The organism is Pseudoscardovia suis, from assembly GCF_002797875.1.
Classification (GTDB): domain Bacteria; phylum Actinomycetota; class Actinomycetes; order Actinomycetales; family Bifidobacteriaceae; genus Pseudoscardovia; species Pseudoscardovia suis.
On record NZ_PGFC01000008.1, the window covers coordinates 1 to 19,747 of the forward strand.

Here is a 19,747-nt window from a genome sequence, read left to right on the forward strand (position 1 = left end):
GACCGGACCCAGCCGGCCGCCGCCCCTCGAAGCAGCAAGAGAAGAACATACACCACCCCCCGCAAAAACACAAACCACCCACAAACCCACACCCCCAAAACCCAACAAACAAGCCACCACCCACGGCGTGTCGCACACACCCACAAACACACCACACAACAACCCAAACAACACACAAAACACACAAAACACCCCGCATCAAACAACAAATCACTCACGACACGGCGTGTCGCAACCGCCGAACCCGGCACCTCACACAAACACACACCCGAAACGGGACCTCGCCTCCGTCATCGGCGACCAAGCAGAAAACCGCCGAAGACGGAAACCGAAGATCCCAAGGAACCCCGGGCTCCTAACCCAGGCGGTCACGGATATAGATTTGCGTCGTCCCTCCCCGATGGGCCGCCTGCTCCCAACCCCGGCGGTCACGGAAAAGTGCTGTGAATCAGGCATGGGCCGCGTACCATCCCACGTCCTCATAACGCCAGCCCATACGCACAAGCATGTCTGCCCCAACGGTTTCAAAATGTAATGATGAGCGCCAATCCCGCGTTCGGATTGTGCAGGCAGTACGCGGAATCACCGCCCGCAGGAGCGGTCCAATCCGTCCCCCATGAGTGGTCCAATCCCTCCCCTCGGACTCCCATCACGCGCACACCAGGCTGTCAATCTCCGCCACATTCCCCGTATAGAAATGCTCACCGCTGTTCGGATTGTACAAGTGGAACATCGCCACCGTCGATGCAGCATGGCGCAACGACTTGGCCGCAATCTTCGCGCCACCAGCTCCACATCCGCATTCACAGGACGCCAGGAATACGAACAGACAACCCTACACACACCCGTCTCCGCCACCCGACCGGAACGCACCAAACAACAACTTGACCCGATGCGCCAGAGGCAGCGCGAAGAATAGATGCGCACGAAAACAGATGTGCGGGAAAACAAAAAGGCGGAACGTTGAACGTTCCGCCTTACCTGTGCCCCCGCAGGGGCTCGAACCCTGGACACGCGGATTAAGAGTCCGCTGCTCTAGCCAACTGAGCTACAGGGGCATTGGCTGATTACCAAAGCCAAGTGATGAATATACTCGACATTTCAGAAAACGCAAATCCAAGACGCACTATCGGCGTGTCGCGCCTGTTTCCAACGATTGTGTTCCAGCGAATCAACAACAATGCCGCACACGGAATCGACCAAGAAACAAGTCATCGGCAACATAAGACAAAACATCAACGGCATACGGCGAACCACATGCAGCACAAGACACCGTGCAAGATACTGCACAAGGCTTCAACTCCGCAACGGCAATAAAACGGGCGGCATGCGCCTTCATCTAGAAAGCACATGCCGCCATACTGGGAACCACGAAGTCGCAGCCCTCTGTGCCAGTCAGACCCTCGCCGTGCAAAACAGCAACGGTCAAACCCTGCTGATCGGACGACGCCGATCAGGCCCTGCAGGTCAGACCCTCGCCGTGCAAATCAGCAACGATCAGACCCTGCTGAACAGATTGTGCTGATCAACCGCACCGACCGATACTGCACCAACCGATACTGCACCGACCGACGATGCCAATCAGACGATCTTGGGCATCGGAGTCGTCAGAGACGTCGTGAGATTCACGTGCACTAGGCCTGCGCCAGCGTGCACTTCAACCTTCTTCAGCGTCACGGAACGCTCAGCCTCAGGCGCTGAATCGTTATCGGTCATCGTCGCCGGGGACTTCACCGCCACCACCGCGAGCTGGTTGATGTCGATGCCCGCCTTGTTGCACAGCTCGGTGGCTGCCGCAAGGCTCGGAGCGAATGTATCGCGCTCCACGACACGCTCCGCAGGCACGCCATAGGCGCTCTTGGCGATCCAACGCACCGTGTCAACAAGCGGCGTGCCCTTGTGGCTTTCAGGCGCGGCAGGAATGCCGGCGGCATCCAGTGCAGCCACAAAATCGTCAAGCTGCGGCGTCAAAGCGTCGCCACCGTCGCGGAACAGGTTGCCCAACACCGGCGTGCGGAAGCCCAGCTCCGCCGCCTTGCTCTTGAACGCCGGCACCTGGTCGTCCTCGCCTTCCCACAGGTTGATGAGCGGGAAGGTGGCGATGCCCAGGCTTTCGAGGCGGTTCACGTGGAACGGGTAACGCCAGCTGAGCGTCGGATCGTCATTCCATGTCGTGGCGCGGGTCACGACGACAGCGGCGCTCGGCCACTGTGCGCCATATTCGCGAGCCGCGATATCAAGCCACTTCTGGGCGCCTGCATCAGTGCCGTAACCAGCTTCGACAACCACCACATCATGGCGAGCGCATGCCAGTTCGACAGACACGAGAGACGGAATGCCGATGGACACATTGGCGAACGGGCCGCAGTGCACATACACAGGCGATCCCTCGCGGGTCTCCGTGTAGGCCGGCATGACGGCGGTGGCAAGGATGTTGGTGATGCGCCATAGGTCGATGAATTCACCGAACGTGACGGGCTCGCCGTCCTTCGTGCCGGCAATCATCGCAGCAACGCGCTGACCGAGTTCCTCCATGGAACGCGACAGCACCACGATCTGCATGAGCTCGCACGTAGGCGTGAGCACAACGCGCTCCGGCACATCGCCCTTGCCGCGGTCAACCGCGATCTGGCGCAGCGAGCGCGACGGGACTTCCGAGACGCGAGGCACGAGAATCGTGTCGAGACGTCCTTCGTCCACAGCCTTCTCCGCGAATGAAACGAGCAGGTTCTGGGCGGCTTCGATGCTTCCCATCTCGCCGCACAGACCCCAGTCCACAAGCTCGGGGTGGGTCAGGGAAGCCTTGCCACCGCCGGACGCACCACCCTTCGAGCCTGCCGCGGTAATGCCCATGGAAGGCTGGCGGAGCACTGCCGCCGCATCAATGCCGCGCTTGCGCAGGGCATCGATGAGGGCGATGGTCGTGGTCGTCTTGCCTTCGCCACGGCTCGCCTTGAGCGGCGTGTCGGCGGTCACGAGCACCACTTTGCCACGCTTGCGCGGCGCATCCGGGTTGTTTTTGAGATAGTCGAGATACCCGAAGGCATCGATCTTCTTGAATACGCCGTATTGGGACACGAAATCCTCGTAAGCGGTCATTCATCCTCCTGTTTTGTGGTGGCTTTTGGTGGGCTTGTTTATCAGGCTCGCCGTCCTGTCGGCTGTGCGGAACAGCCGAACTCATCCATTATCGGACATATGGAAGCCGTTGCGCATCGCCATACTCGAAATGTAAAGGACCTTGCCCAGCAATGCCGTGGTCTCACGCTGCACCAAGCCTGCAATCTCCTGATTGGCTCGCGTGAGAATCGGCGTGGAATCAGCGTATGTCTTGCCGGCGACCCGGGCATCGACCCTGGCGACGAAGGCGTGCCCCGCGGCGGTGCATGTCTCCTGGTATTGCTCGATGGCGGCGCGGGTGTCTTTGTAACGGGAATCAGCCAGCGCACCGATGAGACGGTTGGCCCAATAGAAGTTGGACGTATCAACATCCCCCGTCGTGTCGCGCAGATATGCGGGGATGTCATCAACATTGGCATACAGCGGCACGAGCGTGTTGAACGGGTTGCTGCCGTAAGCCGTCCATTGAATGGCGCAGTTCGCTTCAGCCACATAGGGGCGCAGTTGGATGACGCACAGATGGTTGTTGCGGTTGATGCCAATGGGACGGAACATGGACCGCGTATGCTCATCCCCCTTCGTGCCATAAGGATCGTAGGGAGTGCCCTGGTAGTGGGACGACAGCACGTATTTGACATCCTCGATGGTGATTTTGCGCTCAGGCTGGCGCGCCCATGGGATGTCGTCGCTCATGGGGCCGTGCAAGGCTTCGGGTCCGTCCCACACCTCGTCGTAGGGGTTGAGGAAACGCTGCATGTACCATGCGCGAGGCGTGTTGTAGACGTGGTCGGAATCGGAATGGGAGCCGAACGCATCACGCGGATTGAACGGGCTCGCGTTTTCAACGGCAAGGTCCAGATGGTTGCGCTCGATGAACTCACGCAGATCCGCGGAGCACATGGCGTCTTCCTGATCGCCCAGCGCATCATCAAGATCGAATTCGTCAATGCCCAGCTGATTGGGCATGGTCACGTAGCTGTCGTCAGGCACACGGCGCGCAATCCAGTGATGCCCGCCGATGGTTTCCAACCACCAGATTTCATCGACATCGCTGAATGCGACGCCGTTCATCTCGTAAGTGCCGTACTTCTCAAGCAGAGCGCCCAGACGCTGCACGCCTTCGCGCGCCGACGAAATGTAAGGCAGCACGATTGTGACGAAGTCCTCTTCTCCGATGCCGCCGGGGACCTCCGGCACGTAACCGTCTTCACCTGGCTTTCCCTGCGCCTTGTGGGGCACGACCAAAGGGTCTGCACCCAGCACCCGTTCGTTGCTGGTGATGGTTTCGGTGGCGCTCATGGCGACGTTGCGGGAATTAACGCCGTGCTCCGCCCAGATGCCTTCGTCGGGGAGCGCATTGGGCACTGCCGTGTATCGCATCGGGTTATCGGGCAGGTCGATCTGCACGTGGCTGAGCACGCTGCGGTAATGCCGCGGCTGCTCGTCGGGGTGCACGACAATCGTCTTTTTTGCAGTGAACTGTCCGTTGGGGGAATCCTCGTTGCGGGCAATGATCGTGCTTCCGTCATAGCTGGCGTTTTTGCCCACAAGAATCGTGGTGCAAGGCATGGTGTCTCCTTCGTGATGCTGATACTTGCTGATACTAATGACGCCGGTTCCGGTGCCGGCCGTGTTGTGTCTCGATGAAAACGGCGAGCCTCATGCGGATGGCGTCAAGGGCTGTGCGGCCGCCCCATCAGCTCATTGCACCGTCTCATTGCACTGTGGCTCGTCGTGTTTTCACGCCTTACCGGTGAGCCAGACGCTATCGAAGTCCACAAGGCTGCGGTTCATGCGCATCGCATTACGCAATTCGTTCAACCAGAATCCCTCTGTGAGGCCTTCGATGGGCTTGGACGTGGCCCACACGCTCAGCATGTAATCATGGTCACGGTCAGGCGGGCACGGGCCCACATAACGCTGGTACAACGATGCATCCGTGCATCCGACGAACCGTGAGACATAGCTGTTCTTGCCCTGCACGGCCTCCGGAATCATCGCAGGCTGGCGGCGGGAGAAGTCCTCCGGAATGCTCAGGGCGGATGCATCATTGAAATCGAACATCAGGGCGTCAACCGGCACGTTCGCCACAGCCCAGTGAATCCATTGGAATCCGCAGACCGGAATCGCATCATCATCGACGAGTTCCCAGTGCAAGTATGCGGCGGATGCTGGCAGCTGCGTGAGGTTAAAGGGGAACGAGACGAAGCTCATGCCGTCTTTTTTGAATTCGGCGGGAGCATGCTTGGCGTACTTATCGGGGATGGCAGTGAAATCCGTTTGTATGTGCATACGCCAATTATCACGCATCCCAGCGCGCGACGCGTAAATTCACGCGGCGCGAAATATGCAGCGCGCAATATGCAGCGAGTATGAATTGCGACGTCTGCATGCACCCGCATGCCCCATCCGCCATCTATTCGTGCCATTCATACGAATCCATGCGAATATCCGCACGAAGCCAAGGTCCAGTGCCATGCGCAACGGGAAAATCAGCTGCCGAATGTCACGCGGCCGGCGTTGGGAGCCGGGAAGACGATAAGAGAGCAAAACAGCGCTTCGAAATCGAGTCGAGGATTGCCATTGCCACCCAGCCGGCGCCGCGCACGCGCTATCAGCTCCATGCGATGCACGGCATCGTCGCGGCCTATGCTCGCCGCCAGGTCATACAGCGCGTGCCGGTTCTCAAGGTTCACGATTCCCACAGCGTCTTCGGCACCATTCTGGATGACCGCCACGTCACGGTAAATGCTGGCGATGGAGTTGAGGGAACGGTCGAGCACGTCGCGCATGATGCGCGTGGAGCGGCGTTTCACGTCGTTTTTCTTGCCTATTGCGTTCCATTCTGAGCGAATCACGGTTGGAATGGGATCCTTTGCCTTCAAACCATTGATACGGCGGAATTCAGCTTTCTCACGCTCCACAGCCTTGTCGACTGTTGCCGTCGCCTGCGCCTCGGCATTTGCCAGCAAGGCATCCGCCAGCACTACTGCATCGGAAACACGGCGCAGGCCCAGCACCCCCACGATGAGCTCGTCACGGTCGGCGAGCGCCTGATCATCCATTGCATACAACCGCGCGATGCCGATATGGCCTTCCGACAAGCGTGCGCATCGGGCGGCGAGGCGTGAATCGACGCCGCAGTCTTTTTCGATGAACTCCGCCACGTCACGTGTGAGGGGCACGGCGAGAGTGACCAACCGCGTGCGGCTACGAATTGTCGGAAGCACATCCTGGGGGCTGGGCGCGCACAGCATCCAGATGGTGCGTTCGGCGGGTTCCTCGACCTCCTTCAGCAGCACATTCGTCGTGCGTTCAAGCATGCGGTCGACATCGGTGATGATGATAATGTGCCACGGCGCGGTGTGAGGCGTCTCTTCGGACTTGTCCACGAGATTGCGCACTTCGTCAATGCCGATTGTCACTTTGTCGGTTGCCATCACCGTCACATCAGGATGGTTGCCAGCCATGACGGAGCGGCACACGGCGCATTCGCCGCAGCCATGGCGCGGACATTCCAATGCCGCAGCGAAAGCGAGCGCCACATTGCTGCGTCCGCTTCCCGGAGGCCCGCAAAACAGCCATGACTGGGCAAGATGCGATGGATCGCCTTCGGCAATCCTTGACAGCATGTCGACGACTGGCTTCTGCCCGATGATGGTGTTCCATACACTCATCGTGCATCCCCTTCGCTGCCTGCCATGCCGCGTTCGTGCAGCAATACGTCAACATCGCGTTTGATGCCAGCCCACACCTCGTCGATGCTCGCCGACGCATCCACGACCTTGATGCGATGAGAATCCTGCCGGGCAAGGTCGAGGAAGGCTTGACGGGTGCGTTCGAAAAACGCGGCCCCGGCGGATTCCAAACGATCCGCCTCCCCCGTCAGACGACGCGACGACGCCTGGTAGTCCATGTCGAGCAGATAGGTGCGGCGCGGCCACAGGCCATCGGTCGCCCATTGGCTCAGCCTCAGTATGTCGTCCGAGGTCAGTTCTCGCCCGCCTGCCTGATATGCCAAGGATGAGTCGATGTAGCGGTCGCAGATCACCACGCCGCCGGCACGCAGCACAGGGCGGATGACCTGCGCCACATGCTGCGCGCGATCCGCGGCATACAACAATGCCTCTGCGCGCGCGCTGATGTCAGGCGCCGCCGATCCATCATCACGATGGACGCCATGCAGCAGCACGCCACGCACCACCGTTCCCAGCTCCGTGCCGCCGGGCTCTCTGGTGAGCACGACGTCAAGCCCTAGCGAACGCAGGTAATCGCGCAAACGTTCGGCTTGCGTGCTTTTGCCTACGCCGTCCACGCCTTCGAGGGAGATGAAGAGGCCTGTGGCTTTACACATGCGGGTCAGTCTTTCTGCGTTGTCGATTTCTTGGCGGCGCTTTTGCGCGTCGTGGTCCGCTTGGCGGATGTCTTCGTGGTCGTGGCGGACTTGCGCGACGTGGTTGTGGACGATGACTTGGATGCAGCCTTCTTTGTGGAGGTCTTGCGCGTTGATGACGTGCGGCGTCCTCGCTTCGAAGGACCTGCGGCGCGCTTTTCGGCAAGCAGGTGGTAAGCCTCCTCCGGCGTAATGGATTCCGCCGTGTACTGCTTGGGCAGTGTGCGGTTCGTGGTGCCGTCGGTTATGTAAACGCCGTAGAAGCCATCCTTGATGGTCACGGGCTTGCCGGATTCAGGATCGGTGCCTAGTTCACGCAACGGTGGCTTGGCTGCGCCACGGGAGCGTCGTCCCGCCTTGGGCTGCGCGAACAACGCCTTCGCCTGATCGAGCGTGATGGTGAAAATCTCATCCTCATTTGATAGCGAGCGCGAGTCGGTTGAGCCGTCAGGCGACGTCTTGGTGATGTATGGGCCGTAGCGGCCGTTCGTCGCTGCAATCGGCACGCTCACCAATTCACCCGTCTTGGGATCGGTTTCTTCCACGTCACCCACGATGCGCGGCAGATTCAGCAGTTGCAAAGCCTGATCAAGCGTGACCGTCTGGGGCGACATGGACTTGAACAGCGACGCCATGCGAGGCTTATTGGCGGTCTTTGCCGTCTTGCGCGTCTTGGACGCGCCCTTGGACGCGCTTGCATCCGCGCTTGCGTCTGTCTGTGTGTCAAAGGCGGATGCGGCGGGAGAAAGCGCCACGTAGGGGCCGTAACGCCCCACGCGCACTGTCACTTCCCCACCGGTCTTCGGATCGACGCCCAGCACCCGGGGGCCTGATGCGTTCTGTTCGATGAGCTCATGGCCTCGTTCCACCGTCAGTTCATCCGGCGCGATGGTGTCGGGAATCGTGGCACGCTTGGGCTTGCCTTCGGCGTCGAGATGCTGGGTGTCTTCCAGATACGGGCCGTAACGGCCAACGCGCACCTGCAGGCCATCGCCGATCTCGATGGTGTTGATTTCGCGCGCATCGATGTCACCAAGCTGTTCGACCTGCTGGTGAAGGCCTTCATGGGCTTCGGCGGCGTTCGATACCGAATTGTCGCCATCGCCGAAATAGAAAGCCGTGAGCCAGTCCTTGCCGCGTTCCTTACCGGACGCGATCTGATCAAGACCGTTTTCCATCTGCGCGGTGAACTGGTAATCAACGTACTGGGGGAAGTTGGTCTCCAGCAGTTTCGTCACCGCGAACGCCAACCAGCTGGGAATCAACGCGCGTCCGCGCTCATACACGTAACCACGGTCGATGATCGTGGAAATAATGCTCGCATAGGTGGACGGGCGGCCGATTTCCTTCGCTTCCAGAGTGCGCACGAGGGACGCTTCGGTGTAGCGTGCCGGCGGCTGTGTCTCATGCTTTGCAGGCTGCGCCGCGCCTGCCTGCAACACGTCCCCTTCCTTCATGGCGGGCAGCGATACATCCTGGTCGGCAGAATCCTCGGACTCCTTCTTACGCGCCGCGGTGCGAGCACGGTCGCCATAGGCGGCGAGGAAGCCCGGGAATTCGATGACAGTACCGCTCGCTTGGAAGATTGCCATGCCGTCACTCGACGTGGGCGCCTGCAAGCGCACGGTTGCGGTGGAGCCTGTGGCGTCCGCCATCTGGGACGCCAGAGTGCGCGAATAAATCAACGAATACAGCTTGAACTGGTCGGGTGGCAAGGCGCCTTGCAATGACTCGGGGGAACGGAACGTCGCACCCGCGGGGCGAATGGCCTCATGGGCTTCCTGAGCGCCCGCCATCTTGGTGGCATACTGCTTGGGCTTGTCGGACAGGAATCGGGAACCAAATGTGGCTTCCACCGCCTCGCGTGCCGCTGCGATAGCCTCGCGCGACAGCGTGACGGAATCCGTGCGCATGTAAGTGATGTAGCCGTTCTCATACAGACTTTGGGCGGCGCGCATCGTCGCTCGAGAGCTCATGCCCAGGCTGTTGCCCGCCGATTGCTGCAGCGTGGAGGTGGTGAATGGCGGCACCGGACGACGGTGATACGGCTTCGTCTCCATGGACATGACGGTAAGGTTCGCGCCTTCCACGTCATGCGCGATGCGTGACGCTTTCGCCTCATCCACCAGGACGACGCCATCCTTGCGAGCGGCAGGCGTCAATGCGCCAGTGCTGTCGAAATCCTTGGAACCGACGATTCGCGCATCATCAAGCTGCACGAGGCGGGATTCGAACGAAGAGCCATCCTTTGCGGCCTCCACCGTCACATCCCAATACGGAGCGCGCACAAAAGCCATGCGTTCGCGTTCGCGTTCCACGATGAGACGCGTCGCCACGGACTGCACTCGTCCGGCGGAAAGTCCGGGGCCGACTTTGCGCCACAGCACCGGAGAAAGCTCGTAACCATACAGGCGGTCAAGGATGCGACGCGTCTCTTGAGCATCCACCATGTGTTCGTCAACCTGACGGGTGTGCTCCAAAGCGTCTTGGATGGCGCTCTTCGTGATTTCGTGAAACACCATGCGCTTGACGGGAATCTTGGGCTTGAGCGTCTGCACCAGATGCCATGCGATGGCCTCGCCCTCGCGATCCTCATCGGTTGCCAGATAGAGTTCGTCGGCATCTTTCAAGGCTTTGCGCAGCTGAGCGACGGTCTTTTTCTTGTCGGAACCGACGACATAGTACGGCAGGAATCCATCATCGACATCCACGCCGAATTTGCCGTATTTGGCCTTCTCGGCGGCAGGGACCTCAGACGGCTGCGCAAGATCGCGGATATGCCCCACCGATGCGAGCACCGTGTATCCGCTGCCCAGATAGCCTCCGATTTTTTTCGCCTTGGTCGGAGACTCGACGATTACAAGCTTGTTCCCAGTCGCCATATGCCCTCCTTGGTCACCTCGACTTCACAATATATACGTTTTTGCGCCGACGAAATTGCCATCGTGCCGTGGCAAGCCAGCAGATGCCGGCATCCGCCCCACTCGCAGCCGCACTTTGCCGCCTCCACTCACTTGACTTTGGGAGGCCGAGGCGGCGTGCCAAAAATGCCCGCGCCCGTCAAAGGAGATGCGGTGAGCTGGCGCAGGGCGCATACGACACCGCTCACCAATGCGCCGGCACCCACAATCGCCGCCACGGCTGACTCACATGCAATGGACACGCCCCACGTCGGTTCGTCCGCCAGGTTCGGCAGCAACTGCCAGATGCCATACAACGAGTACCCCAGTGCCATGACGCCCAGCACGATAAGGGCAGGCGCCACAATCTGCACCGCAGCAGAAGGCTTGCGGTCCACGATGCGGTCCATGCCGGAGCCGCGGGTGAAAGCGAGGACGATGCATGCGATGGCGCCTGCGATGAACAGCGACATCACCACGTCAGATGGCCGATGCCAGCGTCCTGCCACCAGCGCCAATCCCACCGCGCCGCTTGCAAGCCAACCGATCAGCGCGACCCATGCACGCCACGCACGTGACACTGCCAGCATCAAGGCAATCATTGCCGCTGCAAACAGCAGCGTGTGCCCCGATGGCGCGGAATTTGCAGGATTAGGCCGATTGGGGTTGAACGTCGTCCTCGGCAGATGGCTCTTGGCCACGCCGGTGATGATCAGCACAACAGCCGCAAACGCAATCAGCTGAATGATCAGCCCCACCCGCCGCCTTACCGCGGCAATGGCAAGACCTGCCACGGCTGCGGCACCGGCGATGCCCAACACCACGGCGGACACATGAAAGGCCTGTACCAAAACCTCAGTGAACGGCTCCTGGCTGGACATGGTCCACCACACCATCGTGTCGTATCCCTGCCCCGCATCGGTCAATACGCCTTTGACATACACCAGCGCGGCAAGCAGCAGGAACACCGCTCCCAAGATGCCACAAGCCACGATGGTGCCCGTGCGGGGATGCGCGGCCTTCGACTGCGGCTCAGCGACCTGCAATCCTTCGGACGGTGCGGATCCATCCTGCTGCGAAACCACTACAACCTCAGGAGAGGCGACGGACGCCGCTGGATTCACAACCGCGCTCTCCGTCTCTGCTCCCGCAAACGCAAGGTCCGATGTGGAATCCGTCGTCGGACCGGCGAATCCGGCGAATGCAGCGCCCTGCCCAGGCTGCACGACGGATTCCTCATCCTCTTCAGTCGGCCATGCAATCGCAGCGTTGGCCGTGGTCGCTTCCGCATCAGTGAAGCCGCCAGACACCATGTCGTCACCTGCCGCATACGGGTGCGCCTGCTCGGTCAACTGCTCGGGCGCCTGCCCTTGTGCCGACGGCATGGGCGGCAGAGGCACAACGGATGCATTCGGCTCTGAAGCGCCTGCGAAACCTGCGGCATTGCCCACGGTTTCGTTGGCGTCGCGGGCGTCCTGTGCACCCGCGACGCCAACGCTTGCTGGCCCTTGCGCCGGAGCAGGCGGGAAATCAGGACCGGATGTCACGTCGCGGTTGGTGTCTTGAGTCATACCCCTGACGCTACCCCAAAATCCCAACCTCTGCCGCACAGCGCGTCAAAGATTGTGGATAACTCACGAAGAAAACCACGCGAAAAATCATGCATGCGAGTCACGAAACGGCGCAAGAAAGAGCGTAAAGAACACGAAAGAGCGCAGAAAAGAAGACTCCTACGCACCCGTCAGAGGCCACTTACCCTTGCTGCATTCCTGCCCTGGGGGGATTGGGTGACATAACGCCACGTAGGAGCTTGAACTACTATACACCATTTTCGTCGGACGCAGGCACATCCATGAATCCGGTGTTGCGCAGGTATCCTTTCCCAGCAGTCACGTCGTATTGCACGAGCTTGTAATCGTCGAGCAATTGGCGCTGTTCATCAGTCAAGTCTGCTTCATCGATGGGGTTGCCCTGCGCATCGAGGTACTCGGCACCGCTCGTGGATGTTGCATCGATTTGCAGACCCATCGCGGCGATTTGCTGATGCATGCGCGTCAGGAACGCCAGATAGGGGCTCACTTTCGCATTCATGTGCTCGGCGGCCTGCGCCATGAAGAAGTTGGACGACGAATACGCAGCGTCCTCGTCGCTGAGCTTGACGCCCGCCGAGGCGCTGGCTGCATTGGACCAAATGAAATAGTCGGTCTCGTGCAGTGCGAGCGCGTTGGCCGGGTCGGAATTCGCGGTGGCGAATGCCGACGGGTAATGGTCGCCGTACCAGATGACGGTCACCGGCCTGTCAAGCTGGTCGAGCTGCGCGAGGAAGTTTTGCAACGCCTGGTCGGTGTAATTGAGGCCCTTGGCGTAGGTGTTGGCAGCGCTTTCTTCATCCTCCGGGAAATCTTCGCCCGTGGCGGCATCCGTCACGTGGAATTGGTTGTTGTCATACCAATCGGTGTATGGCAGGTGGTTTTGCATCGTCATGACGTTGATGAATTCCGGGGACTGGTGATCCTGGAGCTCCGCCATCACACTGTTGTAAGTGGCGGCATCACTCACATACGGGTTGCGGTCAATCGTGTTGAGCATCGTGGTAAAGGGATCGTCCGGGTTATCCAAGGTGCGCAATGAGCGGAACCCGAATTTTTTATAAACTATCTTGCGTCCGTACAGCGTCGAGTAATAAGGATGGATGCCAATGGAATCGCCCTGCTGCCACAGCTGATTGAAGCTCGGAGTCCACTTCTCCTTAGGCACCAGTTGCTGGTAAGGCGTGGAAAGCCCCGCCGAGAAGTTTGGCAATGCCATGCCTGTGAGTGACATGTATTCCAAGTTGGCGGTGCCTCCGCCGTAGCCGCTGGAAAGCATGAGACCGGATGTGGTCTGTTGCTGAAGCTGATGCAAATACGGTACTGGGTCTTCATTCCACTGGGTTCCCGGCACACGCGTGGGATCGGTGAACGATTCCGACAAAATCATGATGACTGTGCTGTCAGTCATGTTTTCGGTGCGCGTGGCATTGATGGCATCAGCCTGTGCCGCGTAGCGCGATGCTAGGTCTTCCATTGTCTGGCGGGAATAATTGGCAGGCTCATCCATGACCTTGTTGTCGAGCAAATGGGTGAACGCCACAACCACACCGTTGACCTGGGCATCGGTGCGGGAATCATACAATGCCGGCTGATCATTAAACCGTGCATCGATTTTTTGCCCCACGGTGCCGGTGACAAGCATCGACGAAGCGAACCACACCGTTCCGAGCACATACACGCAGCACAATGCCACGCGCACCGCCGCCGCGATACGACGGTGTTTGGTGGGCGAAATGAAACTGCGACGGCAATCGAAATGATTGAGCACAATCATCAGTACCACTAGCAGCACCAATTGACGGATGGTGCTACCGATAAGGCTTTGGAATGAATCCGGTATGAAGCTCAGCAACTTGCCGCCAGCACCACTGGAGAGAAAATTGAGGTCGGAAGGGATGATGATGGAGTTGCGTTCCTCTACCTTGATGGAGTTCGCGATGGAATACACGGTAGAAATGGTCAGAAATAGCCATGCCGCAATCCAGAATCGGTTGATGGCGACAATAAGGAAGACGAAGAAGGCTGCTAGCAGTAAGGCATTAAGCCATGCAATGCCTTGGGGAATCGAGGAGAACACGCTCCACCCGTTCTCTGCCGCCTGTACCGTGATGTCGTGGTTGAACAGAGTATGGAGGAACAGCGCCCCCGAATTCTGCTGCGGATCGCGAGTCTTCGGGTCATCGGGATAGACGGAGGATTGCAAAATCCACAGTGAATACAGCACAAGGCCTGCAAAAACCGCGACATGCACGAGTTCCCACAGCACCTTATGCCACCACGTATGGCATACCGGGCGCTTCCACAGCCGACGTGCAAGACTGAGATTGGCAGGCGTGGAATCCTCTGCTGTCTGATCTTCCTTGGACTCGGCACCCTGCGGCTCTTCTGCCGCAGGCGTCTTTTCTGTTTCTTCTGCTGCTGCCGTCTCGCGTTCGCGCTCCTCGGCTGCAGGTTCCATGGTGGACTCACGCTCAGGTTGAGGCGATCCGAAGTCCTGCGGCAACGCCGGACTCAGCTGCCGGGCATCCACAGTGCCATTGTCTGGGGACACCACGTCCCCCGTGCTGCTGGTATCGGTGTTGTCACTGCCGGCGCTGCTATCGTCATTGACAAACGGGGTGTCGGTCACGAACTGGGCGGATTGCATGGCGGCGATGTCATCCATGCCATCGATCAGATCAGCAATGTCGAACGGATCTTGATGCGCTGATGTCGAATGCACCGATGCATCCTCCGCACTGTCAGCCGCATGCTGGGAATCAGACTTGTCGGTGTCCTGACGGATGCCGTCCCACTGGTCCTCATGATCAAGCGCCATATACCGCCCTCCTGCTTTATCGAAACTTTCCCATAATAACGCAAGGAAGGCGCGCCTCTGCGCAAACACCTTCCCTGACGTCACTCATCCGGCATCGGCCCTAGGCCGGGTCCGCGCACATCGATACCGCCAATCACCGCCACACGGCATACAGGACCGCTAGAAGCCCCACATCATCTGGGATTCGGCACCGTTTTCAATGGCTTGCCGCTTACGTTCCTCTTCAGCCTTTTTGCGTTCCTCTTCGGCTTTCTTCTGCGCTTCTTTCTCATCTTTTTCACGACGGCGACGATCCCAGAAGGATTCCTTCTTCTCTTTGTGAGCGGCCTTGTCTTTCTCGCCATCGTTTTGCTTGCGTTTTTTCTGAGGCTGCGGCTCGGGGTCGTCCATGCCCTCCATGCCGCTGTAAGGGTCAAGACCGCCAGCCGTGAAAATCGCTGGCATCTCGGACGTAGGAATGGGAGCGCCTGTCCCCTGCCATGCCTGCGGGTTGGATCCTACGAACTGGTCCGAGGCAGCGGAGGCGGTGGAGTCAGCGGACGCAGCCTGTCCGCCCTGCGCGTCAGGCGTGTTGCCGTGCGCAACTTGCGTGAGGTTCTCGTCATTCCATGCTGGCCAATCCACTTGGAGTTCGCTCGGCCATTGAATCGTGTCCGCCAGCGTGCGTCCATAGTTGGGGTCTCCGGGACCCCCGGGAACGGCATCGCTGCCAGGCGCGGCATTGCCCGGATACCCCTGCTGATATTCCTGCGGATACGCTTGGCGTCGTTCGGCTTCCTGCTGACGCCGCTGTTCCTCTTCCGCGCGCTTGCGCAATGCTTCTTCACGCTGACGCTGACGTTCGCGCTCCTGGCGTTCCGCCTCTTTCTGCTCTGGCGTGCGCACATCCACCGGCACGTCGGAGAACGAAATGAACTGTGAGGGATCGAACACACCCATTCCGGGCATTGAGGCAGCACCCTGACCGCCATTGTCTTGATTGGCGCCTTGCCCGGCGTCTTGTGTGGGATACGGCATCTGCCCGTAGTCGCTCGCCATGTTCCTCCCATCTGCCAACTGTGGCTGGTGCCGCCATGGCACCAATCCGCGTATCACGCGGTCGCTTCTGTGCTACTCCATTGTAAAAGCTTCCACGACTCCGCGGCGTTAATTCGGCTGCGTTGTCACCGTGCATTTCACCAAGTGTGCATGACAGCACGCCCAGGCGGCGGTTCCTGTCGCAATGCATGGACCTGCGCCAAGCCCAAGGAAGGCCGCAGCAGCCTATATCCACAGCAGTCCACGGCATCCTCCACAGCATCCTAAATAAACGCAACTCCCGATCGAAGTGTCATGGAGACACCTCACAAATCGGGAGTTGCATCTATGCACAGCTATATCGCCATATCGCTATATCGCTGCACAGTTATATCGCTGTATCAGGCGTGCCACACATCCTTGCCTGCGGCCTTGGCTGCGGCAACGTCAGCATCAAGCTGCTCTTCGTTGGCTTCGGATTCGCCGGTGATGAACTTCTCGACGAGCTCCTTGGCCTCGTTGTCCTCGTGCTGCACTGCCGGGGACTTCATGAAGTATGCGGAAGCGGACAGCACCGGGCCGCCCAGACCACGGTCGAGGGCGATCTTGGCAGCGCGCAGAGCGTCGATCACGACACCGGCGGAGTTCGGGGAATCCCACACCTCGAGCTTGTACTCAAGGTTCAGCGGCACATCGCCGAAGGTCGTGCCTTCGAGGCGCACGAACGCGAACTTGCGGTCCTCGAGCCATGCCACGTAGTCGGAGGGGCCGATGTGCACGTTGTGAGGATCCATCTCGTGAGGAACGATGGAGGTGACGGCGCGGGTCTTGGAGATCTTCTTGGATTCAAGGCGCTTGCGCTCAAGCATGTTCATGAAGTCCATGTCGCCGCCGACATTGAGCTGATAGGTGCGATCGAGGCGCACGCCGCGGTCCTCGAACAGGCGGGCCATCACGCGGTGCGTGATCGTGGCGCCGACCTGGGACTTGATATCGTCGCCGACGATCGGCAGCTTGGCGTCGCGGAACTTCTGCGCCCACTCCGGGTCGGAAGCGATGAACACCGGCAGGCAGTTAACGAAAGCGCAGCCTGCGTCAAGAGCAGCCTGAGCGTAGTACTTATCGGCCTGCTCGGAGCCAACCGGCAGATAGCTGACGAGGATGTCGGCCTTGACATCACGCAGCACCTGGGCCACGTCCACCGGCTCCGCATCGGATTCGGTGATGACCTGGCGGTAGTATTCGCCGAGGCCGTCGCCGGTCGGACCACGCTGCACGGTCACGCCAGCAACCGGCATGTCCTTGCAGAACTGGTAGGTGTTGTTCTTGCTGGCGAAGATGGCCTCGTTAAGGTCCTTGCCAACCTTGGCTGCGTCGACGTCGAATGCAGCGACGAATTCGATGTCACGGATTCGATAGCCGCCGAAGACGTTGTGCATGATGCCCGGAATCTTCTTGTCATCCGGAGCATCCTTGTAGTACTCGACACCCTGCACCAGTGAGCAAGCGCAATTACCAACGCCTGCGATGGCAACACGAATCGTCATAAAAACTCCCTCGCGAGATGAGTTGTTAATATACCGTTACGTAGCTTACTCCATTCCGCCGAATACTCCCACTCTTTCTACCATAACGGGAGCATCACAGGAAAAAGGAAGACACCGCTTCGCAACGCCACGCATCGCAACAAAGACCAGAGGGCGGAATGCGATTATCGTGGTAGGCATGGCTGATAAACCGCGCAGAGTAGCAAGCTCGTCGGGCAGGCACACCCCTGCGCATGCCCCGTCCCCTGCCCACAATCGCAGGGTGAGCTCACGGACGAATGCGACCCGCAGCGGTGCGGCACACAGCAATGCACCACACAGCAATGCACCACACAGCCATTCACCACACAATCGCGTGCCTCAAAACCGCAACCGCACGGTTGCCGCGAACAGCGCCCTCGTGCATGAAGCGCCCCCCAAACGCCGGCATCCTCTCATGCGGCACATCCTGCTGGCGGTGGTTCTTGCCGCGGCGGCATGTCTGGGAATCCTCGGCTATGAATATGCCACGCTGGTGATTCCTCAACCGGATGCCTTCGCCGTCGCGCAGGCCAGCACCGTGTATTACAGCGATGGCACGACGCCCATCGGCAAACTGGCAGGCGACAACCGGCACATCATCGACTGCTCCACGTTGCCCGATTACGTAGGCAACGCCATCGTGGCATCCGAAAACCGCACGTTCTGGACGGACAGCGGCATCGACCTGAGGGGCATAGCCCGCGCTCTTTTCACCAACGTGACGACCGGTTCGCGCCAAGGCGGCTCCACGATCACGCAGCAGTATGCGGAACGCTATTATCTGGGCGAAACAACGACGTACCCCGGCAAGGTCAAGGAGGCGCTGCTTGCGCTCAAAATCGCGCAGACGCAAAGCAAATCAACAGTGCTGTGCAATTACATGAACACAATCTATTTCGGGCGCGGTGCCTACGGCATCGAAGAGGCAGCGCTGCGTTACTTTGGCGTCTCCGCGTCGCAGCTGACGATACCGCAGGCGGCGCTGCTCGCTGGCATCATTCCCGCACCGAACAGCTGGGATCCCGCAGTCGACGCGACAAGCGCGCAGCAACGTTTCAATCGCGTGATTTCCATCATGAGGGACGACGGTTATCTGACGCAGGCGGAAGCGGACGCCGCCACCATGCCTGATACCATCGACTACACATCCACGGATTCCAGTGATTTCACCGGCTCCAACGGATATCTGCTCATGATGGTCGAAGACGAGCTCAAATCCACTGATGCATTCAAGGACGCTGACATCGCCAACGGCGGTTACACGATCATCACGACGATTGACAAAGACAAGCAGGCGCTCATGCAGCAGGTGGCGTCACCGGCGACGAACGGATTGGGTGAACCCTCCGGCATAGAAACGGGCGGCATGAGCGCGGATCCGCGCACCGGCGCGATCATTGCGATCTACGCCGGCGACGATTACCAGTCCAAACAGCTCAACAACGCCACGCAGGCGCATTACGAGCCAGGCTCGACCATGAAAGCGTTCTCGCTCATCGGAGCCATTGAGAACGGAGTGAGTGTGGATTCGACGTATTTCAACGGAAATTCGCCCCAGACTTTCGCCGGATTGGAAAAGCCCGTGGCGAACTACGCCAACAAAAGCTACGGCAATGTCACGCTCACGCAAGCCACCGCTTATTCGGTGAACACGGTGTTCATGCGCATCACGGAGAAGCTGGGACCCGCCTCGGTGGCGCAGATAGCGCATGATGCCGGAATCTCCAGCACACTGAGTGATGATTCGCCGTTCGTGACGCTGGGCATCGATGGCGTGAGCGTGGAGGATGTGACGCAGGCGTATGCCACGATCGCCAACCAAGGCACGAAGGTGAGTTTGCATTGCGTTGAAAGCGTCAAGGATTCCTCAGGCGTCATGATGTATGCGGCACCGACGAATGGCACGCAAGTGTTTGACGCGAATACGGCGAACCTCGCCACGCAAGCGCTGCGCGGCCCCATGCAGTTCGGCACGGCGCGGGCTGCTGGTGCCAGTGTGGGACGCGCGATGGCAGGCAAGACCGGTACCGCCAACGACAACACCGCCGAGAGCATCGTGGGCTACACGCCAAGCGTTGTGACGACGTTTGCAATCTGGTATCCGGGAACGGACGGATCGGCGCAAACGCTGCCCTCGTGGAACGGGTATTCATACGGAGAGGGATTCCCCAATGTGCTGTACGCGAAATACATGAAGCAGGCTCTCGCCGGCACGAGCGCCGAATCGTTCCCGCAACCGACCAGCACAGGCATCGCCGGCGGCTCGGACGGCACATGGGGCACCGCGGGTGGCATGTGACGAACCGATGAAGCCGCGGCGGGGGCACCACGCGCACGAT

The 19,747-nt window shown here is 59.7% G+C and carries 12 protein-coding genes, 1 tRNA gene and 1 other RNA gene; 1 reads left to right on the forward strand and 13 read right to left on the reverse strand.

What is annotated here, in order from left to right:
- Positions 1 to 649: 649 nt before the first annotated feature.
- From CLV65_RS09230 to CLV65_RS07950, 13 genes are all read right to left on the reverse strand, one after another.
- Positions 650 to 739, reverse strand: a complete 90-nt coding sequence (locus CLV65_RS09230; protein ID WP_420848404.1) for a hypothetical protein — start codon at positions 737 to 739, stop codon at positions 650 to 652.
- A 245-nt stretch (positions 740 to 984) separates the two neighbouring features.
- Positions 985 to 1,058: transfer RNA gene (locus CLV65_RS07895), tRNA-Lys, on the reverse strand.
- 523 nt (positions 1,059 to 1,581) lie between these two features.
- On the reverse strand, positions 1,582 to 3,099 hold the full coding sequence (locus CLV65_RS07900) for a formate--tetrahydrofolate ligase (protein ID WP_094691506.1): 1,518 nt from the start codon (positions 3,097 to 3,099) through the stop codon (positions 1,582 to 1,584).
- An 81-nt stretch (positions 3,100 to 3,180) separates the two neighbouring features.
- Positions 3,181 to 4,689, reverse strand: coding sequence for a C69 family dipeptidase (locus CLV65_RS07905; RefSeq protein WP_094691507.1), 1,509 nt, complete (start codon positions 4,687 to 4,689; stop codon positions 3,181 to 3,183).
- Between the two features lie 171 nt (positions 4,690 to 4,860).
- On the reverse strand, positions 4,861 to 5,412 hold the full coding sequence (locus tag CLV65_RS07910) for a YbhB/YbcL family Raf kinase inhibitor-like protein (RefSeq protein ID WP_094691508.1): 552 nt from the start codon (positions 5,410 to 5,412) through the stop codon (positions 4,861 to 4,863).
- Positions 5,413 to 5,612: 200 nt separating this feature from the next.
- Positions 5,613 to 6,797, reverse strand: a complete 1,185-nt coding sequence (locus tag CLV65_RS07915; RefSeq protein ID WP_094691509.1) for a DNA polymerase III subunit delta' — start codon at positions 6,795 to 6,797, stop codon at positions 5,613 to 5,615.
- On the reverse strand, positions 6,794 to 7,474 hold the full coding sequence (tmk, locus tag CLV65_RS07920; RefSeq protein ID WP_094691510.1) for a dTMP kinase: 681 nt from the start codon (positions 7,472 to 7,474) through the stop codon (positions 6,794 to 6,796). Before tmk ends, CLV65_RS07915 begins: the two co-directional genes overlap by 4 nt.
- A 5-nt stretch (positions 7,475 to 7,479) precedes the next feature.
- A complete protein-coding gene (gene topA / locus CLV65_RS07925; RefSeq protein WP_094691511.1) occupies positions 7,480 to 10,395 on the reverse strand; it encodes a type I DNA topoisomerase in 2,916 nt (971 codons plus the stop codon).
- Between the two features lie 128 nt (positions 10,396 to 10,523).
- Positions 10,524 to 11,984, reverse strand: a complete 1,461-nt coding sequence (locus tag CLV65_RS07930) for a phosphatase PAP2 family protein (protein ID WP_094691512.1) — start codon at positions 11,982 to 11,984, stop codon at positions 10,524 to 10,526.
- Between the two features lie 147 nt (positions 11,985 to 12,131).
- Positions 12,132 to 12,228: signal recognition particle sRNA small type (ffs, locus tag CLV65_RS07935), an RNA gene on the reverse strand.
- A gap of 3 nt (positions 12,229 to 12,231) precedes the next feature.
- Positions 12,232 to 14,823 carry an LTA synthase family protein gene (locus CLV65_RS07940; RefSeq protein WP_094691513.1) on the reverse strand — a complete coding sequence of 864 codons (2,592 nt, stop codon included), beginning with the start codon at positions 14,821 to 14,823 and terminating at the stop codon, positions 12,232 to 12,234.
- A 159-nt stretch (positions 14,824 to 14,982) separates the two neighbouring features.
- Positions 14,983 to 15,861 (reverse strand): hypothetical protein, encoded by an 879-nt coding sequence (locus tag CLV65_RS07945; protein ID WP_094691514.1) that lies wholly within the window; start codon positions 15,859 to 15,861, stop codon positions 14,983 to 14,985.
- A 380-nt stretch (positions 15,862 to 16,241) separates the two neighbouring features.
- On the reverse strand, positions 16,242 to 17,387 hold the full coding sequence (locus tag CLV65_RS07950; protein ID WP_094691515.1) for an inositol-3-phosphate synthase: 1,146 nt from the start codon (positions 17,385 to 17,387) through the stop codon (positions 16,242 to 16,244).
- A 436-nt stretch (positions 17,388 to 17,823) separates the two neighbouring features.
- Here CLV65_RS07950 and CLV65_RS07955 point away from each other — a divergent pair, with 436 nt between their 5' ends.
- Entirely contained in the window at positions 17,824 to 19,707 is a 1,884-nt protein-coding gene (locus CLV65_RS07955; protein ID WP_094691541.1) for a transglycosylase domain-containing protein, read from the forward strand.
- Positions 19,708 to 19,747: the final 40 nt, after the last annotated feature.